26 protein-coding genes are annotated in these 25,576 nt (G+C 39.0%); 11 read left to right on the top strand and 15 right to left on the bottom strand.

Translation table 11 applies throughout. From position 1 onward, the window contains the following. Nucleotides 1-5: 5 nt before the first annotated feature. A complete protein-coding gene (locus GYM62_RS07590) occupies nucleotides 6-665 on the top strand; it encodes a DUF6503 family protein (RefSeq protein WP_219958962.1) in 660 nt (219 codons plus the stop codon). A gap of 61 nt (nucleotides 666-726) precedes the next feature. Further along, nucleotides 727-1,458, top strand: coding sequence for a hypothetical protein (locus GYM62_RS07585; protein ID WP_219958961.1), 732 nt, complete (start codon nucleotides 727-729; stop codon nucleotides 1,456-1,458). Here GYM62_RS07585 and GYM62_RS07580 read toward each other — a convergent pair. Further along, nucleotides 1,455-1,961, bottom strand: a complete 507-nt coding sequence (locus GYM62_RS07580; protein WP_219958960.1) for a DUF4442 domain-containing protein — start codon at nucleotides 1,959-1,961, stop codon at nucleotides 1,455-1,457. The two genes, GYM62_RS07585 and GYM62_RS07580, sit on opposite strands and share 4 nt — an antisense overlap. Nucleotides 1,962-2,054: 93 nt before the next feature. Between GYM62_RS07580 and GYM62_RS07575 the strand changes: the two genes are divergently transcribed. Next, nucleotides 2,055-2,843, top strand: coding sequence for a M48 family metallopeptidase (locus tag GYM62_RS07575; RefSeq protein ID WP_219958959.1), 789 nt, complete (start codon nucleotides 2,055-2,057; stop codon nucleotides 2,841-2,843). A gap of 54 nt (nucleotides 2,844-2,897) precedes the next feature. Here the strand turns inward: GYM62_RS07575 and GYM62_RS07570 are convergent, their stop codons facing one another. Beyond that, on the bottom strand, nucleotides 2,898-3,704 hold the full coding sequence (locus GYM62_RS07570; RefSeq protein ID WP_091650943.1) for a 3'-5' exonuclease: 807 nt from the start codon (nucleotides 3,702-3,704) through the stop codon (nucleotides 2,898-2,900). Between the two features lies 1 nt (nucleotide 3,705). Beyond that, the gene (gene murC, locus GYM62_RS07565) at nucleotides 3,706-5,061 is read right to left on the bottom strand and encodes a UDP-N-acetylmuramate--L-alanine ligase (RefSeq protein WP_219958958.1); all 1,356 of its coding nucleotides are present in this window, start codon (nucleotides 5,059-5,061) and stop codon (nucleotides 3,706-3,708) included. Between the two features lie 132 nt (nucleotides 5,062-5,193). Here murC and GYM62_RS07560 point away from each other — a divergent pair, with 132 nt between their 5' ends. From GYM62_RS07560 to GYM62_RS07550, 3 genes are all read left to right on the top strand, one after another. Then, nucleotides 5,194-5,883: a lycopene cyclase domain-containing protein gene (locus GYM62_RS07560; RefSeq protein ID WP_219958957.1), complete on the top strand. Its 690-nt coding sequence runs from the start codon at nucleotides 5,194-5,196 to the stop codon at nucleotides 5,881-5,883. A gap of 81 nt (nucleotides 5,884-5,964) precedes the next feature. Further along, the gene (dnaB, locus tag GYM62_RS07555; protein ID WP_091650541.1) at nucleotides 5,965-7,545 is read left to right on the top strand and encodes a replicative DNA helicase; all 1,581 of its coding nucleotides are present in this window, start codon (nucleotides 5,965-5,967) and stop codon (nucleotides 7,543-7,545) included. Between the two features lie 2 nt (nucleotides 7,546-7,547). After that, the gene (locus GYM62_RS07550; protein WP_219958956.1) at nucleotides 7,548-8,546 is read left to right on the top strand and encodes a zinc-binding dehydrogenase; all 999 of its coding nucleotides are present in this window, start codon (nucleotides 7,548-7,550) and stop codon (nucleotides 8,544-8,546) included. Here the strand turns inward: GYM62_RS07550 and GYM62_RS07545 are convergent. Both GYM62_RS07545 and GYM62_RS07540 read right to left on the bottom strand, forming a co-directional pair. Then, complete coding sequence (locus GYM62_RS07545) at nucleotides 8,543-9,031, bottom strand: hypothetical protein (protein WP_219958955.1); 489 nt, start codon at nucleotides 9,029-9,031, stop codon at nucleotides 8,543-8,545. The genes GYM62_RS07550 and GYM62_RS07545 overlap by 4 nt on opposite strands. 128 nt (nucleotides 9,032-9,159) lie before the next feature. Further along, nucleotides 9,160-9,501, bottom strand: a complete 342-nt coding sequence (locus tag GYM62_RS07540; RefSeq protein ID WP_219958954.1) for a tetratricopeptide repeat protein — start codon at nucleotides 9,499-9,501, stop codon at nucleotides 9,160-9,162. A gap of 74 nt (nucleotides 9,502-9,575) precedes the next feature. On the opposite strand from GYM62_RS07540, the gene GYM62_RS07535 reads away from it, so the two are divergent. The 4 genes from GYM62_RS07535 to GYM62_RS07520 all read left to right on the top strand — a co-directional run bounded on the left by GYM62_RS07535 (nucleotide 9,576) and on the right by GYM62_RS07520 (nucleotide 13,289). Beyond that, a complete protein-coding gene (locus tag GYM62_RS07535; RefSeq protein WP_144602324.1) occupies nucleotides 9,576-10,313 on the top strand; it encodes an electron transfer flavoprotein subunit beta/FixA family protein in 738 nt (245 codons plus the stop codon). Nucleotides 10,314-10,348: 35 nt separating this feature from the next. Then, nucleotides 10,349-11,317 carry an electron transfer flavoprotein subunit alpha/FixB family protein gene (locus tag GYM62_RS07530; RefSeq protein ID WP_219958953.1) on the top strand — a complete coding sequence of 323 codons (969 nt, stop codon included), beginning with the start codon at nucleotides 10,349-10,351 and terminating at the stop codon, nucleotides 11,315-11,317. 6 nt (nucleotides 11,318-11,323) lie between these two features. Continuing rightward, the gene (locus tag GYM62_RS07525) at nucleotides 11,324-11,920 is read left to right on the top strand and encodes a bifunctional nuclease family protein (RefSeq protein ID WP_091650554.1); all 597 of its coding nucleotides are present in this window, start codon (nucleotides 11,324-11,326) and stop codon (nucleotides 11,918-11,920) included. Between the two features lie 85 nt (nucleotides 11,921-12,005). Further along, nucleotides 12,006-13,289, top strand: a complete 1,284-nt coding sequence (locus tag GYM62_RS07520; protein WP_091650557.1) for a NupC/NupG family nucleoside CNT transporter — start codon at nucleotides 12,006-12,008, stop codon at nucleotides 13,287-13,289. A 268-nt stretch (nucleotides 13,290-13,557) separates the two neighbouring features. Here GYM62_RS07520 and GYM62_RS07515 read toward each other — a convergent pair whose 3' ends face one another. Genes GYM62_RS07515 through mnmA form a run of 3 tightly spaced genes read right to left on the bottom strand, consistent with a single transcriptional unit; the run spans nucleotide 13,558 to nucleotide 17,040 of the window. Beyond that, nucleotides 13,558-15,030, bottom strand: coding sequence for a M28 family peptidase (locus GYM62_RS07515; protein ID WP_219958952.1), 1,473 nt, complete (start codon nucleotides 15,028-15,030; stop codon nucleotides 13,558-13,560). 58 nt (nucleotides 15,031-15,088) lie between these two features. Beyond that, a complete protein-coding gene (locus tag GYM62_RS07510) occupies nucleotides 15,089-15,796 on the bottom strand; it encodes a pseudouridine synthase (RefSeq protein WP_219958951.1) in 708 nt (235 codons plus the stop codon). 32 nt (nucleotides 15,797-15,828) lie between these two features. Further along, the gene (gene mnmA / locus GYM62_RS07505; protein ID WP_219958950.1) at nucleotides 15,829-17,040 is read right to left on the bottom strand and encodes a tRNA 2-thiouridine(34) synthase MnmA; all 1,212 of its coding nucleotides are present in this window, start codon (nucleotides 17,038-17,040) and stop codon (nucleotides 15,829-15,831) included. A 222-nt stretch (nucleotides 17,041-17,262) separates the two neighbouring features. Between mnmA and GYM62_RS07500 the strand changes: the two genes are divergently transcribed. Further along, on the top strand, nucleotides 17,263-18,642 hold the full coding sequence (locus GYM62_RS07500) for an MATE family efflux transporter (protein WP_219958949.1): 1,380 nt from the start codon (nucleotides 17,263-17,265) through the stop codon (nucleotides 18,640-18,642). Nucleotides 18,643-18,684: 42 nt separating this feature from the next. Here the strand turns inward: GYM62_RS07500 and GYM62_RS07495 are convergent, their stop codons facing one another. From GYM62_RS07495 to GYM62_RS07465, 7 genes are all read right to left on the bottom strand, one after another. Further along, nucleotides 18,685-19,437 carry a hypothetical protein gene (locus GYM62_RS07495; protein WP_144605735.1) on the bottom strand — a complete coding sequence of 251 codons (753 nt, stop codon included), beginning with the start codon at nucleotides 19,435-19,437 and terminating at the stop codon, nucleotides 18,685-18,687. Nucleotides 19,438-19,515: 78 nt separating this feature from the next. Further along, nucleotides 19,516-20,187: a CAP domain-containing protein gene (locus GYM62_RS07490; RefSeq protein ID WP_219958948.1), complete on the bottom strand. Its 672-nt coding sequence runs from the start codon at nucleotides 20,185-20,187 to the stop codon at nucleotides 19,516-19,518. 87 nt (nucleotides 20,188-20,274) lie between these two features. Next, nucleotides 20,275-20,523 carry an acyl carrier protein gene (locus GYM62_RS07485; RefSeq protein WP_144605737.1) on the bottom strand — a complete coding sequence of 83 codons (249 nt, stop codon included), beginning with the start codon at nucleotides 20,521-20,523 and terminating at the stop codon, nucleotides 20,275-20,277. 322 nt (nucleotides 20,524-20,845) lie between these two features. Beyond that, entirely contained in the window at nucleotides 20,846-22,714 is a 1,869-nt protein-coding gene (locus tag GYM62_RS07480; RefSeq protein ID WP_219958947.1) for a monovalent cation:proton antiporter-2 (CPA2) family protein, read from the bottom strand. 3 nt (nucleotides 22,715-22,717) lie between these two features. Further along, a complete protein-coding gene (locus GYM62_RS07475) occupies nucleotides 22,718-23,284 on the bottom strand; it encodes an NAD(P)H-dependent oxidoreductase (protein ID WP_219958946.1) in 567 nt (188 codons plus the stop codon). A gap of 8 nt (nucleotides 23,285-23,292) precedes the next feature. Continuing rightward, nucleotides 23,293-23,727, bottom strand: a complete 435-nt coding sequence (locus tag GYM62_RS07470) for a (4Fe-4S)-binding protein (RefSeq protein WP_219958945.1) — start codon at nucleotides 23,725-23,727, stop codon at nucleotides 23,293-23,295. A 188-nt stretch (nucleotides 23,728-23,915) separates the two neighbouring features. Continuing rightward, nucleotides 23,916-25,565: a sodium:calcium symporter gene (locus GYM62_RS07465; protein WP_219958944.1), complete on the bottom strand. Its 1,650-nt coding sequence runs from the start codon at nucleotides 25,563-25,565 to the stop codon at nucleotides 23,916-23,918. Nucleotides 25,566-25,576: the final 11 nt, after the last annotated feature.

The following is a 25,576-nucleotide window of genomic DNA, read 5'->3' as shown; positions in this document are numbered from 1 at the left end:
AGGTCATGCGGTTTTTATTCTCCTTCATATTTATCATTTCTATTTCTTCTTGTAATACAAAGAGTGATTTGGAATTAACTGGAAATGAATTGATTAAGAAAAGTATTGAGTTTCATGATCCTAAGGATCAATGGAAAAATTTTAAGGGCACTTTAGTGATTCAGGATAGCCTTCCTGTAGGAAGAGACTCCAGGTTTTATGAAGTATCCTTCGAGAATAACTTATCCAAAATGGTTTACCGAATAGAAGGGCTTCATTATTTGGTTTGGAATGATTCAATTCAGGTATTTGAAGGACAGATTGAAGCTGAAAGAGCTTTCCGTATGAGAAATTATTATACTTATTTGTGGGGATTACCTATGAAATTGCAAGACCCTGGAACACAAATCGATGATAAGGTTACGCAAGAAGAATCGAATGGTAAATCTTATCTGGTAGTGAGGGTTCCTTATGAAAAGGACGTTTGGTATTTCTACCTAGACCCTCAAAATTATGCCATGGAAGCGTATAAGTTCTATAAGGATGAGGCAACAAAAAAAGGAGAAATCATTTATTTGGAAAGACTTACTGAATACGATGGTTTGAAAATCCCAACCAACAGATCCTGGTACAGAACGGAAACCCCGGAATTTTTGGGAACAGACATGTTACTGGAAATTAAGTAAGGATTAAGGACTTTTAACCCTCAATTTTTCAGAAATCGATAGCGCCTATTTACTTTTCAAGGTGAGAATTTTATCCCTTCTTTTCTTTCTGTTGCTAAGCTTTTCGGTAAGCGCACAAATCACCTATTCAGGTAATATCCTGGACAGCAATGATAAGGCCTATTTAGAGGGCGTGAAAGTAGAGGTTATGGGTAAAGATCATAACTCACTTTCAAATTCAAGAGGTTACTTTTCAGTGAAGGCATTTCCGGGTGATTCCATATTGATAAGTTTTCCCGGATTTATCAGTCAAAAAAAGGTGCTTTCAGCTGAGCGTTATTTCTTGATTGAGTTACAGGATAAAGCCCGTTTTCTTCCGACTTTTGAAGTAAAGGAGAAGCCATATTCTTATCGCTTCAAAGATGGAAGGTTGGTATTAAGAGATGAAAATGAAGAGGAATTGCCTTCTAGAAAAGGAGAGGTTCTCGTGGGAACAAAAAGCGATGATCCAAATGGTGGAATTACCATCAGTGGACCAATTTCATATTTTACCAAAAAGGCGCGGTTGGCAAGGGAATATGAGCAAAAAAAAATATGGCATGCCAGAAGGGCAGGGTATTATGAGATTATTGAATCTGATTCAATTAAGCAGGAATTGAAAATCAAATATAATTTGGATTCGGCTTCATGGGATCAAATGATTATCAAATTCAACCAGTTTCATCAAGCCCATGAATTTTTAGACTGGTCCAAAGATCGGGTGCAAAGAAGCCTTTTTGAATTTTTTGAGGTGGAGTCTATGCTTTCTTATTAGGCTTTTCGCTTGAAAGACCAAGTGACATAAAACCTGGCAACCTCATCCCCATTTTGGTTTTTACCTTTGGAGATCATGGTAAGTTGATCGGTTTCACCTACGCCCATTTTTTCAATTAAATCAAACAACTCTAATCCTTGATCACATGTAAAAGTGATCTTGGTATCTGCTTTTTTACTGTATTCAGCTCTAAAATCTACTACCAGCATGCTGAATTTACCTTTCCCAGCAAGGGCTAATTGACATAATGCACCTGTACTTAGTTCAGCTGCTCCAGCCAAGGCTGCAAAATAAATGGATCGAAAAGGATTCTGACTTCTCCAGAAAAAAGGAATAGTAACTTCACATTTTTCAACTGTCAATGTCTTGATTTTTAATCTCCAAAAAACAGCTGAAGGGAGTTTGACCAACATTGCAAACCAAAAGATGATAGGGTTGGTCATTTTTCTTTGGTATTCCAAAGCCTCTTTGTGTAGATTAGCAGCAGTACTCACAGTTTCCATGATGTAAATTTTCACTTAAAGTACTAATTTTTACCATTGATTTAAACCTTGGTATCCTTTTTGAATTTTATTGTAAAGCTTAAACTAATACTTATGAAAAAACTACTAGTCATTTTTCTTTTAGGGTTCTTTGTCTACTCCTGTGCCAAAGTACCAATTACGGGCAGAAGGCAATTGGCTGCGGTTTCTCATGAAGAAATTATGCCTTTGGTTAATGAACAATATGAACAAGTAAAAAAAGAGAGCAAGCTCCTTACAAATACCAAAGATGGTCAGTTGATCGTGAAAGTTGGAAATAGAGTCGCAAAAGCTGTAGAGGCCTTTTTGATTCAAGAGGGATATCAAGAATTGGTTAATGATTTTGAATGGGAATTCAATCTGATCGAATCTGATCAAGTAAATGCTTGGTGTATGCCTGGAGGAAAAGTAGCTTACTACACAGGGATTTTACCTATAACTCAAGACGAATTAGGAATTGCCGTAGTAATGGGCCATGAAGTGGCACATGCTGTTGCTTCTCATGCGCGAGAGCGTATGTCCAATGCAATGGTTGCCAATTTAGGTTTGAGTGTCTTTTCAGCAGCTATGGGACAGAATCCTACTTTGATGCAACAGATTTTTCTACAATCTGTAGGTATAGGAAGTCAGTTGGGAATGTTGAAATTCTCCAGAAAACATGAATTGGAAGCAGATGAATTGGGCTTGATATTCATGGCAATGGCGGGATATGATCCAAGAGAGGCACCGGTATTCTGGGAAAGAATGGCAGCTGCCGGAGGAGAAGCTCCACCAGAATTTCTATCAACTCACCCTGGACCAGATAGAAGGATAGAGCGATTAAACGCGAATATGCCTAAAGCCTTAGAGTACTATAATAAATAGATAAAAAAAGGTAGTGAGTTTTCATCTTTGGAACTCACTACCTTTTTTTGAAACTTATTTTGCACCAAAACCCCTCAATTTCACCTGAGTAAGTTTTCGCTTGGTATCTAATGGAAAATCTCCTCGCATCATCCAATCATAATAGCCAGGTTCTTCTTTTAGCACTTGCTCAATTGTTTTGCCTTTGTGCTTTCCGAAATTGAATATTTCAACTCCTTCCGAATTAAAAATAAACCTTCCGGCAAGATCTACCATTTTTTCATTCACTAAGTCGTGAATTTTTTTCATGTCATTTTCAAAGACACCCAGCTTATTTCCTTGCAAGTCTTCTACTTCCTCACCGGCATATCTTTCTACTTGCGCTCGGAATACGTCCAGGGTAGCAAGTGTATCTGCCTCAGCGCTATGCGCATTTTCCAGCTTTCTTCCACAATAGAATTTATAAGCAGCAGTCAGATTACGCTTTTCCATCAGGTGAAAAATCTTCTGCGCATCCAAGAGATTTCTTTTATCCAAATCGAAATCTATACCTGCTCTCAGAAACTCTTCCACTAACAAAGGAATGTCATACTTTAGAACGTTAAAGCCGGCTAAGTCTGAATGTCCTATAAACTGATGTATGTCTTTGGCTAATTCCTTAAAAGAAGGTTCCCCTTTGACATCTTTGTCATAAATCCCATGAATGAGAGAAGATTCCAAAGGAATTGGAATTCCTGGATTGACGATTTTAGTGTAAATATCCTGGCCACCGTTGGGGTGTACTTTAACAATTGAGATTTCAACGATACGATCGGTTCCTACATTGGTTCCCGTAGCTTCCAGATCAAAAAAAGCAATTGAGTTTTTTAAGTTTAAATTCATTTTAATCAAATTTTGCCTTGATTCCTTCCAAGTCCATGTTGTCATAATTTCCCGAACTCATCAAAAGCAGGTTGGTATTCTTATAATCAAGACTCAAAAGGTACGATTTTAACTCCTGACTATCGGTAAATAATCGTAAATCCTGCCTTTTAAATCCATTTCTCAGGGTTTCTTCATCCATCAACTTCAGCTTTTTGAGGGCTACCGCATGTGGATTTAAATAGATAATTGCCTCATCAGCTGTGTCCATTGTATGAGCATAATTCGGTAAAAAGTCCTGATTTAAAGAAGAATAGGTGTGTAATTCCTGAACTGCAATCAATCTTCTTTCAGGAAATTGATTTTTTACTGCGCTGGCAGTTGCTTTTAATTTGGATGGAGCATGAGCAAAATCTCTGTACATGGCTCTGTCTTCTTTCTCTTTGACCAATTCCATTCTTTTGGCTGCTCCTTTGAAGAGAGGAATGGATTGATAAAACTGCAGCTCACTGATTCCTAATGACTCGCATACCTTTTTAGCACCATGGAGATTTTGAAGATTGTGCTCACCGAAAATCTTAACAGGAACAGGTCCTCCCAGGGTCTCTAAATAGGTTTTTCCCAGCTCAATTTTAGCTGGATGCGCAGCGTATGGGGTTTTCTTTCCCAGAATTGAACTGCTTTCTACTGCTTCATTGACCAATGGATCAGCAATACAATAGATCAATTCACCATCTGCCGGAGTGAGATAAATGAGCTGTTTAAACTGGTCTTTATATTCTTCAAAATCTGGGAAGACATTGAAATGATCCCAAGCAATACCAGAAAGCAATGCGATATCATGCTTGTAATGGAAAAACTTTGGCCTTCTATCCAATGGTGAGGTAAGATATTCATCGCCTTCAATGATGATGATTGGAGCATCAGAGAGTTGAACCATTAGGTCGAAACCCTCAATTTGTGCACCGACCAAATAATCAAATTCTACTCCCTGATCTTTGAGTACATGCAGGATGATGGAAGTGATAGAGGTTTTGCCGTGAGACCCTGCAATCACTACCCGTTTTTTATCTTTGCTTTGATTGTATATAAACTCAGGGAAAGAAAAAACTGGAATGCCCAATTCTTTCGCCTTAACCAATTCAGGGTTATCTATTCTGGCATGCATTCCAAGAATGATTCCATCCAGTCCAGAATGAATTTTTTCAGGGAACCAACCATATTCTTGGGGTAATATCCCGGCCTTTGCTAATCTGCTTTTGGAAGGCTCATAAATTTCATCATCCGAACCCGTTACTTGGTATCCCTTCTTTACTAGAGCTAAAGCCAAATTGTGCATTACAGCTCCTCCAATGGCTATAAAATGATAGTTCTTCATGCTGTTGGTTTAGTGTTAAAAATTCAAACTTAAAGGATTTTGAAAGGAAAAGCTTTATAAAGTTAATGCATCCTTGATTTTTTTGAGCTATTAAGTTTTTGGTTAATTTCGCGCCTCAATAAGATTGTGAAAATGCTCGAGGACCGATTTGCCTATTTGTCAATGTCATTGCTGTATATGCTTGCATGGGCTTTCGTTTATTGGAAAAGTCCCTGGAAAAGAGGGATGGTTCAAGTTGGATTTATCGGCGGAATCATGGGTGTGATCGCTGAAGTTTGGTATTTCAGGGATTATTGGAGACCTCCAACTCTCATGGGTGAAGGGATAGCGAGCATAGAAGACTTCATCATTGGCTTTGCCCTATTTGGAGTTGGAGGTTATATACATTCAGCCTTTACCAATAGAGAAGTAGATACGGAAAAATTTAGCCCTCCCAAAAACCGGGACTTGTTTATCCTTTTTATTCTAGGTTGCTCCAGTCTAACCTTTTTCAGCATTGGACTTGGAATTCATTCAGGCTATGTAACCTTCTTGACCTTCTTTTGTCTGTCTGTCTATATTTGGACTCAAAGACCAGATTTGATAAGGATATCCATCATTTCAGCTTTTGCCACTTTGGGGATTTCATTTTTGATTTATTTGATCAATTTCAAATTATTATTCCCTCATTTCTGGGATACTTATGGGATGCTGAATGAACCTATTTTAGGTTTCCGAATCTTTAATATCCCACTTTCCGAAATGCTTTGGCATTTTTCCTGGGCCTTGCTCTGCAGTATGTTCCGGGGATATAGAAATGGTGTTCATTTTAAAGAGCGCTGATATTCAATCGGATTGATTTTTGTTGATAAGTATTGGAAAACTTGTTCAAAACTCTTGAACTAAAGCGAATACATTTGTTCTATGACCGAAAAGCCGAATAACCCTAGAATCACCCGAAAAAAGCCAAGTTTCGATAATCCAAATAACCTGGGAAAAGTACCTCCTCAGGCTGTGGATTTGGAAGAAGCTGTTTTGGGAGCCTTGATGTTGGAAAAGGATGCCTTAACCAATGTGATTGACATCCTGAAAGTTGAATCTTTTTACAAGGATGCTCATAAGGTTATTTTTCAGGCGATTTTGGACCTATTCACCGATTCTCAGCCAATCGACTTATTGACTGTCACGTCTCAATTGAGAAAGAATGGGGCCCTGGAAATAGCAGGAGGTGCTTTTTATGTGACAGAATTAACCTCAAAAGTAGCCTCAGCGGCCAATATTGAATACCATGCGAGGATTATCACTGAGCAGGCTATCAAGCGTGAATTGATCAGTATAGCTTCAGAGATCCAAAAAGATGCTTTCGAAGATACCACCGACGTCTTTGAATTGCTGGATAAAATGGAGCAATCTCTTTTCGAAATTTCAGAGAAAAATATCCGAAAAAACTATTCGGATATGAAGTCCATCATGCGGGAAGCAATCGCTGAAATGGAGTCTAAGAAACATCAAAAGGATGGTTTGACGGGGGTTCCTTCCGGGTTTACAGCATTGGACAGGGTTACTTCAGGATGGCAAAAATCTGATTTGGTAATTATCGCGGCTCGTCCAGCAATGGGTAAAACAGCTTTCGTTCTATCTGTTCTAAGAAATGCCGCAGTAGACCATAGTCGTCCAGTAGCCATCTTCTCTCTGGAAATGTCATCTGTTCAATTGGTAAATCGTCTGATAGCTTCAGAAGCTGAATTGGACTCCGAAAAAATCAAAAAAGGATCATTGGCTGAGCATGAATGGGCTCAGTTGGTTCACAAAACAGCCAAGCTCTCAAAAGCTCCCTTATTTGTAGACGACACTCCGGCTCTTTCCATCTTGGAATTAAGAGCAAAATGCCGAAAGCTGAAAGCACAACATGACATTCAAATGATTGTAATTGATTACTTGCAATTGATGTCAGGTGACTCCAAAGGAGGCGGAAATGGCGGAAACCGTGAACAGGAGATTGCGAGTATTTCCCGAGCCTTGAAGAAGATTGCTAAAGAGCTCGCTATTCCTGTAATTGCACTTTCCCAGTTGTCTAGAGCGGTAGAAACACGTGGTGGAGATAAACGACCACAATTATCAGATTTGAGGGAATCTGGAGCTATCGAGCAGGATGCAGATATGGTAATGTTCCTTTACCGACCGGAATATTATGGCATCACTGAAGATGAAGGAATGTCAACCCAAGGGGTAGGTGAGGTAATTATTGCCAAGCATAGAAATGGTTCTTTGGATACAGTGAAACTCAGATTCATTGGCAAATACACCAAGTTCACAGACTTAGAGAATTTTGGAAATTTTGATCCTGGGCAAATGCCGGCAGAACCGATGTATGGTAATAAATTCTCTTCTCAATCAACAGGTGCGGGAGAATTTGATTCGGGTAGAACCATCAAGCTTCAGAGTAAAGCAAATGATGATATTGACGATTTGCTGAATAAGGATTCTAAACCCACTGATTTTTAATAATGAAAGGAATTGTACTCATTAGAGAATTAGAGGATAAAATTGAATTAAAAAGTCTGAACTCCCTAAGTCCTAGACCAGGAGAGGTAAAAATCCAGATTAAGGCAGCTGCTTTGAATCATCGGGATGAATGGTGCAGACAAGGACTTTATCCTAATTTAAAAAACGGAGTAGTCTTGGGTTCTGATGGAGCCGGAGTTATTTCGGAATTGGGAGCTGGAGTTTCGGGCCTTGAAGTGGGGCAGGAGGTGATCATTAATCCAGCTTTGAATTGGGGTCAAAATCAAAAAGTTCAATCCAAAGACTTTCAAATCTTGGGAATGCCCGGAAATGGAACACTTGCCGAAGAATTGCTTGTACCAGCAGATAGAGTGCATTCAAAGCCTTCTCACTTGTCTTTTGAATCAGCTGCGGCCTTGCCTTTGGCAGGATTAACAGCCTTTAGGGCATTGACTTATCAAGGAAACTGCCAAGCAGGTGAAAAAGTGTTGATTACCGGATTTGGAGGAGGCGTAGCACAATTTGCGGCACAGTTTGCAATAGGTCTTCAAGCAGAGGTGTATGTGAGTAGTAGCAGTGAAGATAAGATTCAAAAAGCTTTGGGTTTAGGCGTAAAGGCAGGTTTCAATTACAAAAATGAAAACTGGACTGATCAGGCCTTAGAACAGGCTGGTGGATTTGATTTGATCGTTGATGGTGCCGCCGGTGATAGTTTGAATGATCTGATTAAAGTGGCTAATCCTGGAGGGAGAATAGTTTTTTATGGTGCGACTTTAGGAAATCCCGGAAAACTGGAAGCCAGAAGGATTTTTTGGAATCAACTGAAAATCATGGGTAGTACCATGGGTTCAGATCAGGATTTTGAGCAAATGTTGGCATTTGTAAATGAAAAATCCATTGAACCAATTGTAGACCAAGTTTTCTCTTTTGAAAAAGCAGTCGAAGCTTTTGATCGAATGAAGGCTGGTAAGCAAATGGGAAAAATTGTGTTAAAGCCCTAAACCGCCTTGTAGGTCTCCAAGAACTCTTTTTGAGCAATTCTATAAAAGCCTGAATCATCACTGGAGAGAACTATGAAATCACCTCTGAGGGCCTTCATGGTGTTTTGCCATGGAGTTTCAAATTCAAATTCAGAATCTATCCCTAAATCAGTTAAATGCCTGGTTTCAAGTTGGATAGCCTGTATTGGAAAGTTGGACTGGTATACAGCCCAGCCCTTATCTAGGGCTTGTTTCATTTGATAACGCTTCTCAAATTTATCCCCTTTCATCAAGTAAACTTCTCCGGTGCTTGTTTGATTTTCAATCAATAAATCTCCTTTGGTTGCTTTGCATTTAATTTCAACTCCATCTGAAGTCCTTGTAATTACTTCTTGACCTGGTTCGGCTAATTTGGCTTTGACCAGACTTGTCTTTCGATATTTTTTTCCTGACTCTTTCAAGAGGGGAAAAAAGTAGTCGTATATTTTTTCATGAGAAACAGCCATTGCACCATCAGATTGCTTTGTATAAATATCTGATTGATAAGTTATTAATACAAATTTGGAAATATGATTTTAGTCAGTCTTGGTATGTTTTTCTAAACTTTAAACAATCTTTCCCTGCATCAATTTTTTTAAATCTCCTCATCCAAATCATTTTCGAACAAGAAATTTTGGTAAGCATTTTTCAGCTCTTTGATTGCCTTTTGATCTTGTTGGCGTGTCGCCAAGTTTATGCCTTCTTCAAAAGTTTTTTTAGCCTGATCTAGCAAACCAAGGGAATCGAAAAGAAAAGCTGCCTGGTAATAGGTAGGTAAATAGTCAGGAAATTCCTGCAATAATTTTTCAAAAATCAATTTTGCTTCTTCTGGCTCATTTTGTTGTAGCTCCAAGGCCAATGCATACCAATTGAAGGGATTTTTAGGTTCTTCGGAAATATATTGTTTTAAAAGGCTTTTCCTGTCTAAATAGGGCATGAATTGTTTTTTTAATTAAGGTCTGACTGTTATTTTCACGGCAAATAAATCTAAAATAATCTAATCCTAAACCAATGAAGATTCTTGTTTGTATCACTCATGTGCCGGATACGACTTCCAAGATTCAGTTTACTGCCGATAATACCAAGTTTGACACCACAGGAGTTCAGTTCATCATCGGACCCTATGATGACTATGCTTTAGCGCGAGCGGTTGAATTAAGAGATCAAACCGGAGGTAAGTTAACAGTTTTGAATGTAGGGGAGGCTGAAACTGAGCCAACTTTGAGAAAGGCTTTGGCAATTGGTGCCGATGATGCCATTCGTGTCAATTCAAATCCAAAAGACTCCTTTTTTGTAGCCAAACAAATCGCTCATTATGCAAAAGAAGGTGGATATGACCTGATTTTGATGGGTAGAGAATCAATCGATTTCAATGGTGGAATGGTTCACGGTATGGTAGGAGAGCTTTTGGGAATGCCTTCTTTCTCTCCTGTCATGAAATTAGATGTGGAAGGAACCACTGTAAAAATGGCTAGAGAAATTGAGGGTGGGAAAGAAATGCTTGAAGCTCAATTGCCACTCATTGCAGGATGTCAGGAGCCAATTGCAGAATGGAAAATCCCTAATATGAGAGGAATCATGTCAGCGAGAACAAAACCATTGAATGTGGTGGATCCAGTGACTGAAGAAACTCAGGCCGAAACTCAAAAGTATCAATTACCACCTGCTAAAGGTGCTGTAAAATTGGTTGACAAAGACAATGTAGCCGAGTTGGTGAAATTGTTGAAAAACGATGCCAAGGTACTTTAAGTAATTATTTTTAACTTACATTAAATCAGTAAATTATGTCAGTATTAGTATATATAGAGCAGGCAGAAGGTAAAATCAAAAAAACTAGTCTTGAGGCTGTTTCATTTGCAAGTGCCTTAGCTGCTAAAACAGGAGAAGGGGAAGTAATCGCTGTGGCATTAGGTTCAGTCGATCAGGCTGAATTGGCTTCAGTGGGGAAAGCAGGTGCAACCAAAGTACTTCATGCATCGGATAGCAGATTGGATGCAGGGGTGATTCAGGCTCATGCTACTGCTGTGGCCCAGGCATTTGAGAAAACAGGGTCTAAAACCGTGGTTTTGGCGAAATCATCATTAGGAGACGCTGTTGCTGCCAGATTGGCCATTAAGGTCAATGCAGGATTAGTTTCTAATGTAGTAGAATTGCCAAATACAGATTCCGGTTATATAGTTAAAAGAAGTATTTATACAGGTAAGGCATTTGCTGAAACTAGCTTAACTACTGCAAACAAAATTTTAGCTATTAAGAAAAATGCCATTGACCTTAAAATTGATGGAGCAGATGCGGCTGTTGAATCTTTGGAAGTGAATATTCCGGATTCTGATTTTGGTTCCAAGATTACTGCTACTGAAAGAGCTACAGGTGAGGTATTACTTCCTGAAGCTGACATCGTAGTTTCCGGTGGAAGAGGAATGAAAGGTCCTGAAAACTGGGGTATGATTGAAGATTTAGCTAAAACGCTTGGTGCTGCTACAGGATGTTCTAAGCCAGTTTCTGATATTGGTTGGAGACCTCACCATGAGCACGTAGGGCAAACAGGAGTAAAAGTTGCACCTTCTTTATACGTTGCAATAGGAATTTCAGGAGCGATTCAACATCTTGCAGGAGTAAATTCCTCCAAGTGTATTGTAGTTATCAATAAAGATCCAGAAGCTCCTTTCTTTAAAGCTGCGGATTATGGGATAGTTGGAGATGCATTTGAGGTCGTTCCTAAATTAAACGAAGCACTTAAAGCAGAACTTTAAATTTTTGTGGAGAAACTCATAGAACTTGAGATTTTGGGCCTTTCGTCCAATCATTCCCAATCAGGCTCCTTTACCCTGGTCTTGGGAGAGGTAGGTGGTATAAGAAGGCTTCCTATCGTGATTGGTATGTTTGAAGCTCAGGCCATAGCCTTGGAAATTGAAAAAATCATTCCCAACAGGCCAATGACTCATGATCTTTTCAAGTCTTTTGCTCATGGTTTTAATTTTGACATTGATAGAATAGTCATAACAGACATGAAGGAAGGCGTATTTTATGCCAAAATTCAGTGTAAAAGTGACTTGATAGACGCCGAAATTGATGCCCGACCATCAGATGCCATTGCTATTGCTATTCGATTTGGAAGCCCTATTTACTGTAGTGAAAAGGCCATGTCTGAAGGCGCAGTGGAGCATTTTGAAGTTGAGGAAAAGGAAAGCAGTTCTCCGCAAAAAAAACCAACCCAAAAATTCACCTCCAAAAAAGAGCCTTCGTTGAAGGATTTTAGTTTGGATAAGTTGAATCAGATGCTAGAAAAAGCTATTAATAATGAAGATTATGAAAAAGCAGCCAGAATCAGGGATGAAATAAATAAAAGAAATTAAGCAAATTGAAAGTCCTGAGAAATCAGGACTTTTTTCTTGCCTCTGACTTACCTATTTTTAGCCCTTGATTTGATAATTAGATCGCATGGATTACATCAGAGGAGTCTTCGGACTATTGGTCATTGTATTGGTGGCCTTTATTTTTTCAAATAATAAGAAGAAAATAGACTGGAGGTTAGTCGGTATAGGTATCATCCTGCAGTTGATTTTTGGTTTTTTGATTACCAAAGTACCAATCGTTGCTAGTGGCTTTGCCTTGCTTTCGGAAGGTTTCGTAAAGTTTCTTAGTTTCTCGGAAGATGGGGCAAGATTCATTTTCGGTGATCTAGCAGGAGATAGCTTCGGGTTTATTTTTGCATTCAAAGTACTTCCTACCATCATATTCTTTTCTACTGTATCAGCAGGGCTTTATTATTTAGGAATTCTCCAAAAAATTGTATTCGGCATTGCTTGGGTGATGGCCCGCACTATGAGGCTTTCGGGTCCCGAGAGTCTGTCAGCTGCCGGAAATATTTTCCTGGGACAAACAGAGGCTCCATTACTAGTCAGACCTTTTATTCCTCATATGAGTAAATCTGAGCTAATGTGCTTGATGACAGGAGGTATGGCAACTATTGCCGGAGGGGTTTTGGCAGGTTATGTAGCCTTCTTAGGAGGAGATAGCTTAGAAGAGCAAAGTAAGTTTGCTGCTTATCTTTTAGGAGCAAGTATCATGAATGCGCCTGCAGCCATAGTGTTATCCAAGATCTTTATTCCTGAAACAGAAAAGGAGTTGGTTCAAGATAAATTGGAAGTGAATGAGGAAAGTATGGGAGTCAATTTGATAGATGCCATGTCTATTGGAGCATCGGAGGGATTAAAACTCGCTCTGAATGTAGGTGCCATGCTATTGGCTTTTATTGCCGTGATTGCAGCAGTCAACTATTTACTGACTGGATTACTTGGAGAATATACAGGTCTGAATTCCTTCGTGGCAAGCTCAACTGGTGGACAGTTTCAAGGGTTTTCTCTGGAATATATCTTTGGCCAGATCTTCCGGGTTTTTGCTTGGGTGATAGGTGTGGAATGGTCTGATACCTTGCAGGTGGGAAGTTTGCTTGGACAAAAAACAGTGATCAATGAATTCGTGGCTTATCTTTCTCTCTCAGAAATGAAGGAAATGGGTTCTCTTTCCTCTAAATCAATTGTCATTGCTACTTATGCCCTTTGTGGCTTTTCCAACTTTAGTTCAATAGCCATTCAATTGGGAGGTATTTCTATCATTGCTCCAAACCAGCAAGGAAATTTAAGCCGGTTAGGGTTGAAATCCTTAATGGCAGCTTCACTTGCCTGTTTGATGACTGCCACAATCGCGGGCATGTTATTTTAAAACTAAAAAGACTCCTTTGTACGAGGACAAAAAAAGCCCGAATTCAACTTGAATTCGGGCTTTTTTTTAGAATTAAATTTTAATTAAAATATTGAATAATATGGATATCCGCTTTCTTACCAGTATTGACAAAAATACGGCTTATTGTCTGCTATAAGGATCAGAATCCGGAAGCTTCGGTCTTCGGTCATCGGTCTTCCAAACGGTCAAGCAAAGAAAATAAGGCAATTGGTATGATTGCGGATAATCAGATTGAATAATTAAAGGATCAATTTCCATATAAGTCTTTTCCCGCTTTTTCATATTTATCACCAGCCACCCAAACTGGCTTAGAAGAATCATTGGCAATTAGCTGTGCCGCCAAAATGTAGGACTTCCAATACTTGATGGCATAATCCAAATCAAAATTCTCCACATGATCTCCAGGCTTGTGATAGTACTTTTGAATTTCATCATCAAAGGCTTGAAAACCCAAAGAGAAGGTAGGAGCGGGGATACCCTTTCTGGCAAAGTTCACATTATCGGAACGGTCATAAAGTCCTTGCTCTGGAGCAGGATCAGGTATTGCTTTTAATCCAAATTCACTGACTGCTTTTGAAATTTGATCATCTCCTGTAGTTCTCCCTAGACCAATTACAGTGATGACTGAAGTATCATTATAACCTCCGTTGTCAATATTCAGATTGAAAATCACCTGATTAAGTGGGATTAATGGATTTTCTGCAAAATAAGCAGAACCGAGCAGGCCTTTTTCCTCAGCTGTCCAAAGGGCTAGGAGAATGGACCGTTTTGGAGGATTTTTTGCAAAGAATCTTGCGGCATTCATTACTGCTACGGTTCCAACAGCATTGTCTCTTGCTCCATTATAAATTGAATCACCTTCAGCATCAGGTCTTCCTACACCCACATGGTCATAATGTGCGGAAAGCAATACATATTCATTTTTTAATTGAGGATCTGTACCTTCAATCCAAGCTACAACATTTTTCCCGTCAATATTTTTATTGGTTTTACCAGATATCATCAAGTCAGCTTTAGAGATGCTCTGATCTGCCATAGCTGAACGAACTCCATTGTCCATGTCTTTTATCCAGATATAGGTGAGCTCAGAGCTTTCGCCTTGATCTACTCCCAGAGTTGGTCTATTTAGGAAATTGGAAACCAGTTGCCATGGTACGCTCGGTACATTAAATCTCTCAATTAAGGCAATTGCACCACTTTCTTGAGCTCTGGCAGTTTTTTCTCTACCCAAGGCGAATAAATCAGCAGGACCTAATCTATCAGGCGCGCCAACATTGGAAACTGCTATTTTTCCTTTTAAATCTTTTCCTTGAAAATCCTCTTCAAGACCAAAACCGACATCAACCAATTCATAGGATCCAGAAATGGACTTCCCGTCTAGGACCAATAAATCTTTACCTTGTTCAAATGTATTCTTGCCCAATTTGATCTGTCCGGTACTTGGAGGAGAAGACATTCTAAATGGAATATTCTGGAAATAGCCATTAGCCCCAGGGATCATTTTTGCTCCTGCTTTTTTAAGTTCTGAAGCAATGTAGTTATAGGCAAGTTCAATCTCCGGCCTTACAGGATCTCGCCCCATTAACTCATCTGAAGCTAAATACCTGAAATCCTCTAATGCAGATTGATTATTAAATGCTTTTTCAATAGCTACTTTTTGGGAAAAAAGAGGATTGGCCAGCAGTAATGCTAAACCAAATCCCAAGAGTTTTTTATTCATAGGGTGTAATTTTATTCTTCCAAAATAAGGGAAATCGGAGAAAAGATATCTGAGAATGCTACAATACTTGATCACTCAGATTCAAATCTTTCAAAATAGTTCGAAAGTGTACAGGTATTTCAGCTTTCAGAGTAATTTTTTCATTGCTGATTGGGTGATTGAACTCAAGCTTGTGTGCATGAAGCAATAAATTTTGAAGCCCAAACTGCTTTTCAAAAAAGCTGTTTTGTTTATTGTTTCCATGCTTTTTATCTCCTAAAATATAATGCCTTTTATGGGCTAGGTGCCTTCGTATCTGATGGGTTCTACCTGTTTCTGGTTTGGCTAAAAGTAAAGAATATCTACTGGTTGGATATCGTCCAGTAGTGTCATAAGGAATTTCCGAGCTATCTAAGACTTGAAAATGGGTTACAGCATCCTGAATCTTGCCTGATCTTTCGTTTTTCAAGCCTTGATCAACCGTAAAAGTCTTTTCAGCCGGAATACCTCTAACTATAGCGAGGTAAGATTTATGAACTGTCTTATTTTCAAATTGCTTTTTTAGCAAAGGCAATACTTCTTCTTTTTTTGAAAATAATAAGATGCCGCTGGTAGGTCGGTCCAGTCTATGGGCCGGATAAACTCTTTGACCGATTTGATCTCTTAAGATTTGTACTGCAAATTCTTTTTTCTCGGACGCGGCTAATGCCGTTCTATGAACCAAAAGCCCAGATAGTTTATTGATTGCGATGATGTCATCGTCCTCTAAAATTATTTCTAAATGCATAAAAAAAACCGGCTATAAAACCGGCCGTGAAGTTAGAAAATTGTACCTGAACCAATACATTCATCCGCATTGTACCAGGCAACAAATTGTCCTGAAGCTATCCCTTTCTGAGCTTGATCAAAAATGACATAAAGTCCTTTCTCTCTTCTTATCAAGGTTGCTTCTGTCAAAGGCTGTCTGTACCTGATCCTTGCTTGATATTTTGCTGATTGACCCGGGGTCAATACAAGATCTTCCCTAATCCAGTGAATATCCTTTTCTTTAACGAAAAGTGCATTTCTCAATAATCCTGGATGATCATCGCCTAATCCTGTATAGATATTATTCTCTTTAGTATCTGTGGCGATTACAAATAAGGGTTTGCCGGTTCCGCCTACTTGCAAGCCTTTTCTTTGCCCAACAGTGAAATAATGAGCTCCATTATGCTCTCCCAAGACTTTTCCCTGGTTAGCCTGATAGTGAACAGGAAGGGCTAAAGCATCCAATTCATCAGTATCTAAATCCTCCAATGTTACTCCTGCAGGAATTTTTAAACGATTGAATACCGCTAGATTATCAGGGATTTGAATGATTTTTCCTTTTTTGGGTTTCAATTGTTGCTGAAGAAATTCAGGAAGTCTCACTTTACCGATAAAGCATAAGCCTTGAGAGTCTTTCTTTTCGGCTGTGATAAGATCCAAATTTTTAGCGATGGCCCTAACTTCTGACTTTTGAAGATGTCCTATCGGGAATAATGCCTTTGCTAACTGCTCCTGAGAAAGCTGACAAAGAAAATAACTTTGATCTTTATTGGGATCTGCACCTGCCAATAGTTGATAAACAGGTTTTCCATCAACTTCAACACTTCCTTTTTGACAATAATGTCCAGTAGCAACGAAGTCTGCTTTCAGTTTTTGAGCTGCTTTTAAGAAAATGTCAAACTTGATCTCTCGGTTACAAAGGATGTCCGGATTGGGAGTTCGGCCTGCTTCGTATTCGGCAAACATGTAATCCACAATTCTTTCCCGATATTCTTCGCTGAGGTCAATGGCTTGAAATGGGATTCCTAACTTTTCAGCAACAAGCATTGCGTCTGTGGAATCTTCCATCCAAGGACATTCATTGGAGATGGTGACTGATTCATCGTGCCAGTTTTTCATAAACATGCCGATGACTTCATAACCCTGCTCTAGCAGCAGGTAGGCCGCCACTGAACTATCCACACCTCCGGATAAGCCGACGACTACTCTTGGTTTTTTATTCATAGCTGCATCAATTAATGGATTCAAGGTCCATTCGATTACAAGTGACAAATAAACTGATGCATTGAATGTTCAGTTCATTTTCAAACAAAAATACTTTGTTTTCTCCATAAAGAAGTGAAGTCTAAATTTTTGAAAATTCAATTGAAGATGTCCTAACATGAATCTGCTTTGAATTGAATCCTCTATTTTTGCTTTTCTTTCAATTTCTCGAGGCAAATTTCCATGAATTTTCAGTTGATCAAAGACGCAATTTTGGGTAAAGAGCAAGATTTTACCGTTTTGCCTCTCAAAACCGCAATAATGGTTCTAGCTATTCCGATGATATTGGAAATGATGATGGAGTCCTTGTTTGCGGTAGTGGATATCTTTTTTGTGGCCAAACTCGGTGAAAGTGCCATTGCAACAGTTGGATTGACTGAGTCTGTTATCGTTTTGGTTTATGCTGTTGGGTTTGGAATCAGCATGGCTGCCACAGCACTTATTTCACGGAGATTTGGAGAGAAGGAGTATGAAAAAGCAGGGGACGCAGCGTTTCAATTACTGGTTGTTGGAGTCATGATTTCTTTGATTTTGGGGATTCTGGGCTGGATCTTTGCCAAAGAAGTACTGATGCTCATGGGAGCTGAAGAAGAAGTCATTCGGACTGGAGCCAATTATGCCCGAATAATTTTTATCGGAAATAGTGCCATCATGCTTTTATTCTTGATCAATGGAGCTTTTCGTGGTGCTGGACAAGCTCACCATGCCATGAGATCTTTGTGGATTGCCAATGGTTTTAATATCATCCTGGATCCCTTATTTATTTTTGGAATTGGTTCATGGGATGGGTTAGGACTTGAAGGAGCTGCAATAGCGACCACTATGGGAAGAAGTTTTGGCGTGCTTTACCAATTATATCACCTCTTCAACGGGAAACACAGGCTACACATTCTTTCCAGAAATATTAAAATCAAATGGAAGACTATTCGAAAAATTCTGGATATCGCAGCAGGAGGGATGGGTCAATTTTTGATTGACTCAGTATCTTGGTTGGCTTTGACCAGGATGAATGCTGAATTTGGGTCAACGGCCTTGGCAGGGTATACCATAGCCATGAGAGTATTGATTTTTACCATCTTACCTGCATGGGGACTTTCCGGAGCAGCAGCTACTTTAGTAGGTCAAAATTTAGGTGCCAAAGAAATTGGAAGAGCTGAACAAGCAGTATGGTTGACAACTCGATATTGCGTAATATTTATGGCCTCAGTGACTGGAATCTATTTAATTTTTTCAAAGGAACTGGCAGGCCTTTTTACGGATATACCGGAAGTTCAAAGCATAGCAGCACAAGGCTTATGGGTGATTGTTCTGGGTTATGTGTTTTTTGCAGTTGGGATGGTATTAACTCAAGCTTTCAATGGAGCTGGTGACACCAAAACTCCCGCATATATCAATATTGGAGTGCTCTGGTTTTTGGAAATTCCCTTAGCCTGGTTCTTGGCTTTCCCGATGGGATTAGAATATTTGGGGATTTTTATTGCCATTGCATTCGCGCATTCCTTCCATGCTGTGGTTTCATGGTTTTTATTTAAAAAGGGGAATTGGAAAAAAGTGGCTGTTTAAAGACCTGCCGGGACTTATTGCCCCGACAGGTCTTTTGAGTACTTAATTTAAGGTAACAAACTTGCTGTCAACAGTTTCGTTGATGAAGTAGATTTTTTTACCTCCTATGGTTCTGCTTTCACTATTATAAGCAGCTACTTGAATGATTCCTTGGCCGGTGGTTTTCATGCCTGATAATTCTGAAGTGGAAAAGGTAATTGAAGTAGCCCTGCTTTCTTTGGTAACAACCTTACTGCCATCTGAAATCACCCAAAGTATGTTGTCAACTCCTGAAGGAACTGATTGGATGGAAAGTGTGACTGAGCTAGAGATACTAATTGTTTCGCTTTGATTACTCGCAAACTTTACCACCCCCGGCATTACCTTGGCGGTCGTGTGAGTAAAGCCATCAAAACCATTTGCTCCAGCCACTTTCCAGCCATTGGCTTGGCCTGAATTTATTCCCAAAGTGATATCTGTGAAATTATTGATATAAGTATTTCCGCTGATATTTTGAAGTTTGAAATCGTTCAACATGACCTCGCCAACATTCACCAAAGAGCTGCCTCCCGAAGTACTGTAAAAGTTAGCGGATGCAACATCCAATAAAATATCAGGCATACCAGGAACAGAGGGAGTGCCTGAAGGGGTATTGGATTTTGCTTTGATAGCTGCCATTACTCCGTCCGCATCACCCGGTTGAGGTACAGGATTGCTTTGCTGTTGTTCTAATGGATTTTCTGAGTCTCCGTCGCAGGAAGAAAAAAACGATAATCCTGCTACTAGGATGATAAAAGATAAGGCTTTGAATTTCATAGCTTGAAAGTTTAAATGTGTATTCAAAGCTCATTCTTTCCTAATATAAACGCCATACGACATTTGGCGTATCTATGCCTAGCGCCCGCTAAAGCATTGCACGTTCATGAAGTAAGGCATATTGTAAAAACTCCTTTCGGGATAAACCGCTGATCCTGCTGCCATGTATATAAATCCTGGATTTAAAATATTAGCTCGATGTCCGGGAGAGTCCATCCAAAGTTGCAGAATAGCTTTGGCATAACTCAGGTAAGTATGATTGGGAATTACTTCTCTTTTGTTGGACATATATGTGAAGATTCCGGGACTTTGTGGCCGATTTACTTTTCTTCCATATTCATATTGGATAGCAGCCGTGCTACTGATATTCTCTGCAATTCCTGATGGATTTAATCCAACAATCTGAAATCTGTCCCTCAATGTCCGCTTATTTCTTATTTTACTAAAATGGCCATAGAAATTATACTTCACCATATCCGCTGCATGATCGGCAGAAAGTCTTTCTATTCTATCTGAGTAAATAAAAGGCTTCAAGCGATTTCTCTCCCTAAATTCATTGCTCACATAAAAAATAGCTGCATGTAATAAAGGGTAATCTATATCGGAAAGATTTAGCTCTTGATGAGCGGTTGATAGTTTGTAAAATGATTTCCAATCAAATTTTGAGTAATCTGCTGAGGACCAGCTTTGAGCGAAAGTAGAAATCAAGGAAAGGTAAAAGCAACAGGAGAGAAGAAAATATTTAGGCATGAATCAGAATACTTATCAGGGCTGATTTATTCACGATTAAAAAGTGGATTTAGTATAAATTGAAATAAAAAAACAGGCCGAAGCCTTTTAGTTTTCTTGTGGTATTTCCAAAAATAGCCGAATCAATTCTTTAGGAGTACATGCAGTTCTCAGTTTTTCTTCCTGAATGTAAACTTGAAGCTGATATTCCAATTCAAAAATCAACCCATTAATAAAAATGGGGTCCATGTTTAGCTTTTGAATGAAATGATCATTCTTTCTAGGGCCATGGAGACTGATGCCATAAGAATGAAATACCTCCGCAGCTTTTTTTAGAATTTTAAATTGTTGGTTCATTAGTTCTTATATGTAGATCTGAAAAATCTAAGAAATGATCGTCAGGCGATTTTCACACATGACGTAGCAACTTATTCATATGCTACTTCGAACGGTGAAAACTCAATAATCTTATTATTAGATCATTGTAATAAATCAATTTCGACTAGAAATAGTTTACTTTAAATTCAAAGCTTTAAATTTTTTTAAGAAAAGGACAAAAAAAAATGCTTCCTTATCAGACGATAGATAAATACTATGATTCGATCGTTATATATTTATAAAAGATTAAAAATCAATTAATTAGTAACTTTAATCTAGAAAATGATTTAATTTATTTTTATCATCTATTTTTCATCGGTTCGCTATCCCAGGCCTGATCATTCAAGGAGAATTTTTTGCTCAATTCGCCTGATAATAAAAGTTCCTGTTGCTCGATTTGCTTTTTTACTTTGGATATGTATTCTTCCCGGTCATTTTTATACTGGAATAATACTTTCAAGGCATCTTCATCGTATTTTCGGAATTGGCTTGCCAAGCGATGTATGGTATGAGCTCTAAACCCTAGCTTTTTTAAGACATCTTCACCCATTCGAATGGAAGTATCCAAATGCTCTCTATAGATATGTTCAACGCCCATTTCCATCATTTCATAAGCATCATTTCTGTTTTTAGCCCGAATCATGACTTCCAAATGAGGAAAATGTTCCTGACAAAGCTCCACCAACTTCCTGTTGGTTTCACTGGAATTAATCGCTGAAATCAGAATTTGCGCTTCTTCTGCACCTGCTGAATGAAGAAGATCTAGTCTTGTAGCATCTCCATAAAATACCTTAAAGCCCATTTTTCTCAACAAGTCCACTTGATCAGGATTAAAATCCAAAACAGTGGCTTCTATGCCATTTGCCCTAAGAAATCTTCCGAGTGTTGATCCGAAATGAGCAAATCCTACAAGGATGACCTTATTTTTTTCAGAGAAGGTATCGGCTTCCCGTTCATTTTTACTTTCTTTTTCCCGAAGCTTAGGAATGATTAATTTATCAATCACTAACATCACAATGGGCGTCAGGGTCATGGTCAATGCTGTAACCGCTATCAAAAAATCAGATGTAGAAGCTGCAAAAATCCCCAATTGCAAGGCAAATGCATAGGTTACGAAAGAAAACTCGGAAACTTGAGCCAATCCAAACGCAAAGCTGAGATTTTCAGGAATACTCAAACCTCTCACTTTTCCAATGACCAAAAGCACTAAAGCTTTCAACAGCATCACACCCAAAGTCAAGGAAATAATGACTGAGGCATTACTTGAAATCAATTCAAAATTGATAGTTGCTCCCACAGCCATAAAGAATAATCCCAATAGTAATCCTTTAAAAGGGTCTAAATCAGATTCTAATGCATGTTTATAAGGTGAATTGGCTAAGATTACACCTGCCAGGAATGTTCCGAGTGCAGGAGAAAGCCCTACTAACTCCATCAAAAATGCAATTCCCACAACAATGAGCAATGCAGATGCTGTAAATAATTCCCGAAGCTTGGTTTTGGATACCCAGTTTAGAATAGGGCCAAAGCCATATCTTCCCATCAGAATCACTAAACCTATAGCGGCAAAAATCATCAAGGTTTGAACCCAGCCCGGTTGATGTTCCAAGAATCCTCCATGCCCCGAGTCTGCGCTCTTTTCGGCTCCTGCCACTACCAATAAGGGCAATACGGCTAAAATTGGGATAACTGCAATGTCTTGCATGAGCAAAACACCAAAAGACATCCTCCCAGAATTACTGTCCATTTGATGTTTTTCTTTCAAAGACTGCAAAACAATAGCAGTGGATGAAAGTGCCATAGAAAGTCCAACTGCCAAACCAACACGCCAATTGACGCCAATCAGGATCGAGATTCCAAAAATTAGGGCCGCAGTGATTAATACTTGTGAAAGACCGACTTTTAGAATCAGGTCTTTCATTTTCCATAGGTTTTTGGGTTCCAACTCTAACCCAATCAAAAATAGCATCATCACTACCCCAAACTCGGTGGTATGCATGATGTCCTGACCTTGATTTCCATCTTCAATAAAGCCCAATAAGTAGGGGCCAATTAAAATCCCTGCGATCAGATAGCCCAAGACTGAGCCCATTCCCAATCTTTTAGCAATAGGAACGCAGATTATGGCAGCTACGATAAAAATGATAGCATTGATCAAAAATCCATTCATAGCCTAGGTTTTTTGTAAATAAGGAATGCTTATTTCTTTCTCATCTCTTAATTGTAGCACAAGCTCTCTATAGGCTCTTGCCTTCCTCTGCAATTCATCGACTTGGATTTGATGTGTACCTCCTATGTGGAAAGGGGGCAAATATCGCATCCAACATAAATAGGCAGTTTGCTCAAATGGTCTCAAAAACTCCTCTAGCGTAAACCTGTTTCTACCCTCATGACTATACACTTCCTGAGATCCTCCGGATGTGATGGCGTTCAGTAAATATTTATTTTTCAAATAAACACCACCTGGTCCATAAGCCCATCCAAACTCTAATACAAGGTCAATCCATTGCTTCAACAAGGGAGGGCAGGAATACCAATAAAAAGGGTGTTGGAAGATTACCACTTCATTTTCAAACAGTATTTCTTGCTCTTCTTGAATGTTGATGTTAAAGTCAGGATATAACTCGTACAAATCCCTGATTGTAACATTTTCAAGATCCTTTACTGCATTGATTAACTGAAAGTTAATATCTGAGTGTTCAAATTTAGGATGAGCAAAAATAATTAATACCTTTCGCATGGATTTCCTCAGCCTTTGAAATCAATTTTCTTATGCGTTCCGTCACAAAATGGTTTATTCTGACTTCCGCCACACCTGCAAAAAGCCGAGACTTTATGTTGTTTTTTGGTGGTTCCATCCGCCATTTTGACGGTCATATTTCCATACACCATCAGTGGACCGTCTCTCATGACTTCGACAATTTGCTCTTTGTCTACTTCCACATTTCCTTTGGAAGATTCATTTTCAAAATAGTAACCCAGAGCACCCGAGGGACACTTTTGAACTTGTTCCACAATTTTTTCTGTACTAGATCCTTCGGGATCTATCCAGGGTTTTTTGGTATTGTCAAAAACTGAAGGTAAGCCATTCACACAGTTGGCAGAATGGATACATTTATGGGGCTCCCAAGTGATGGTTACCTCTCCATTGGAATATTCCTTTTTGAGTTGCTTCTCAGACATGGAAAAATCAATTTGGTAATACGAATATCATATTACCAAAAAGAACTGAAAATTCAGCTAGCAACCAAAGTAAATTTTGAATTTGACTTATTTACTATTAGGTTTTTTTAGTATCAGATAAAAGCAAAATCCTGTCACAAAAAGAATACTTCCCTGGGTCAGAATGGCTAGAATTAGAGCTTCAGGATTCATTTTTTTAATCTTTTACGGTGAGAAACATAGACAAATCCAATGATTGTTAAGAATAAAAGAACCAACTGAATTCTCGCTGTATTTGAAAACAGCTTGATTTTTTCAATCTTTTCCAGGTTTTCAGGATGGGCTTGTAATTCTATATCCAAGTTTTCATGAGAGAGCTTACTGATAATTGAGCTAGGATCAAGATTCCATGAATTTCCTGAAAAAAGATTTTGAAGTGCGGTAGACCAATCATTGTTTTCCGGTGTAAATAAGGCCCCTACAAACACAATCAAAAGTAAAGCAGGAGTAATAAACTTCATGATAAACTTGTAGACAGTCGGAATTTTGATATCCGCACCTGTGGTTAGTTCTTTCCATCCCTTATCCATTCCAAAGACCCATACAAACAAAATGGTTTCCAGTAAGGCAAATACTACCAAACTGACTGTTCCGGCCCAGTAATCGAATTCGTCGAAATAACCATATTTATAAAATAGTACGGTAGGAATTCCCATTATCATGACCATGATTCCAAAAGATAAAGCTCCTTTTACCTTACTCCATCCAAACTCATCTTGCATAAAGCCCATCCAAGGTGTACCCATGGCTAGGGAAGAGGTAATTCCTGCAAAGAACAATAAGCCAAACCAACAAAGCCCAGCTAAAACTCCAAATAATTCACCCCATTGCTGAAATAAGTAAGGCATAGTTTGAAATGCCATGCCAAAGCCTGCATTTTCCAAAACCCAATCCAAACCTAAGAAACCTGCTGCAATAGGAATTACGATAGCACTTCCTAAAACTACTTCGACAAATTCATTGGTAAACCCAGCAGTAACCGAGTTAAGAGCGATATCTTCATTTGCTTTCAGGTAAGAAGCGTAGCACTGAATGGACCCCATTCCGACCGATAATGTGAAGAATATCTGACCAGCTGCTGCCATCCAAACCTTTGGATCCAAAAGGCTGCCGTATTGAGGTGTCCACAAGAAATTGATTCCATCCCATGCATTTGCATCAGGAAAGGCATCACTTGCATAGTTACTTCCCATGGTCCAACCTTTAAATGCTAGTATAGCTCCAAATGCAATCAAAAGAGGCATTCCTATCTTTGCCACCTTTTCAATCCCACCCAAACCAGTTGAAAGAATATACACGTTGATTCCCAATACTAAAAGGTAAATCCACAGTGGGAGCAGGGGAATTCCGAAATCAGAACCTTCCAAATTGACATACAGCAGAAAGAAATCATTGATTTGTTCTTTGGTCAAATCAGTAAATGAACCAATAACTGTATGGATTACATACATAAAGGTCCAGGATTCTATGTAGGTGTAATAGGCTACAACAGCGATATTAGTGAAGATTCCAAATACTCCAATGTACTTCCATATTGGTTTGGAACTCATGGAGTCCAAGATGTAGGGTGTACTGTGATTACCGGATTTTCCCCCAAATCTTCCTATAGACCATTCCACGAAAAGGAGTGGAATACCCATCAGGAAAAAACAAACCAAGTAAGGAATAATAAAGGCACCGCCTCCATTTTGTACTGCCTGAACGGGAAATCGCAGGAAATTACCCAAACCTACTGCATTTCCTGCCATGGCAAGTATCAGTCCGGTTCTGGACCCCCAAGAATCAATTGCTTTAGCCATTAATCGTAAAA

This window comes from Algoriphagus sp. NBT04N3, from assembly GCF_019443765.1.
GTDB classification, from domain to species: domain Bacteria; phylum Bacteroidota; class Bacteroidia; order Cytophagales; family Cyclobacteriaceae; genus Algoriphagus; species Algoriphagus ornithinivorans.
Note: the sequence above shows the minus strand (reverse complement) of the source record. Positions and strands in the feature narration are given on the sequence as shown.

Excerpts from the sequence above, each read along its gene's own strand:
- GYM62_RS07495 (WP_144605735.1), bottom strand. The coding sequence starts at position 19,437 with ATGAAATTCAAAGCCTTATCTTTTATCATCCTAGTAGCAGGATTATCG.
- GYM62_RS07515 (WP_219958952.1), bottom strand. The coding sequence starts at position 15,030 with ATGAATAAAAAACTCTTGGGATTTGGTTTAGCATTACTGCTGGCCAAT.
- GYM62_RS07545 (WP_219958955.1), bottom strand. The coding sequence starts at position 9,031 with ATGGCTGTTTCTCATGAAAAAATATACGACTACTTTTTTCCCCTCTTG.
- GYM62_RS07510 (WP_219958951.1), bottom strand. The coding sequence starts at position 15,796 with ATGCATTTAGAAATAATTTTAGAGGACGATGACATCATCGCAATCAAT.
- dnaB (WP_091650541.1), top strand. The coding sequence starts at position 5,965 with ATGACCGAAAAGCCGAATAACCCTAGAATCACCCGAAAAAAGCCAAGT.
- GYM62_RS07550 (WP_219958956.1), top strand. The coding sequence starts at position 7,548 with ATGAAAGGAATTGTACTCATTAGAGAATTAGAGGATAAAATTGAATTA.
- GYM62_RS07570 (WP_091650943.1), bottom strand. The coding sequence starts at position 3,704 with ATGAATTTAAACTTAAAAAACTCAATTGCTTTTTTTGATCTGGAAGCT.
- GYM62_RS07480 (WP_219958947.1), bottom strand. The coding sequence starts at position 22,714 with ATGAATGGATTTTTGATCAATGCTATCATTTTTATCGTAGCTGCCATA.
- GYM62_RS07575 (WP_219958959.1), top strand. The coding sequence starts at position 2,055 with ATGAAAAAACTACTAGTCATTTTTCTTTTAGGGTTCTTTGTCTACTCC.
- GYM62_RS07470 (WP_219958945.1), bottom strand. The coding sequence starts at position 23,727 with ATGTCTGAGAAGCAACTCAAAAAGGAATATTCCAATGGAGAGGTAACC.
- GYM62_RS07590 (WP_219958962.1), top strand. The coding sequence starts at position 6 with ATGCGGTTTTTATTCTCCTTCATATTTATCATTTCTATTTCTTCTTGT.
- mnmA (WP_219958950.1), bottom strand. The coding sequence starts at position 17,040 with ATGAATAAAAAACCAAGAGTAGTCGTCGGCTTATCCGGAGGTGTGGAT.
- GYM62_RS07540 (WP_219958954.1), bottom strand. The coding sequence starts at position 9,501 with ATGCCCTATTTAGACAGGAAAAGCCTTTTAAAACAATATATTTCCGAA.
- GYM62_RS07465 (WP_219958944.1), bottom strand. The coding sequence starts at position 25,565 with ATGGCTAAAGCAATTGATTCTTGGGGGTCCAGAACCGGACTGATACTT.
- GYM62_RS07500 (WP_219958949.1), top strand. The coding sequence starts at position 17,263 with ATGAATTTTCAGTTGATCAAAGACGCAATTTTGGGTAAAGAGCAAGAT.
- GYM62_RS07520 (WP_091650557.1), top strand. The coding sequence starts at position 12,006 with ATGGATTACATCAGAGGAGTCTTCGGACTATTGGTCATTGTATTGGTG.
- GYM62_RS07560 (WP_219958957.1), top strand. The coding sequence starts at position 5,194 with ATGCTCGAGGACCGATTTGCCTATTTGTCAATGTCATTGCTGTATATG.
- GYM62_RS07485 (WP_144605737.1), bottom strand. The coding sequence starts at position 20,523 with ATGAACCAACAATTTAAAATTCTAAAAAAAGCTGCGGAGGTATTTCAT.
- GYM62_RS07475 (WP_219958946.1), bottom strand. The coding sequence starts at position 23,284 with ATGCGAAAGGTATTAATTATTTTTGCTCATCCTAAATTTGAACACTCA.
- GYM62_RS07530 (WP_219958953.1), top strand. The coding sequence starts at position 10,349 with ATGTCAGTATTAGTATATATAGAGCAGGCAGAAGGTAAAATCAAAAAA.
- GYM62_RS07535 (WP_144602324.1), top strand. The coding sequence starts at position 9,576 with ATGAAGATTCTTGTTTGTATCACTCATGTGCCGGATACGACTTCCAAG.
- murC (WP_219958958.1), bottom strand. The coding sequence starts at position 5,061 with ATGAAGAACTATCATTTTATAGCCATTGGAGGAGCTGTAATGCACAAT.
- GYM62_RS07580 (WP_219958960.1), bottom strand. The coding sequence starts at position 1,961 with ATGGAAACTGTGAGTACTGCTGCTAATCTACACAAAGAGGCTTTGGAA.
- GYM62_RS07490 (WP_219958948.1), bottom strand. The coding sequence starts at position 20,187 with ATGCCTAAATATTTTCTTCTCTCCTGTTGCTTTTACCTTTCCTTGATT.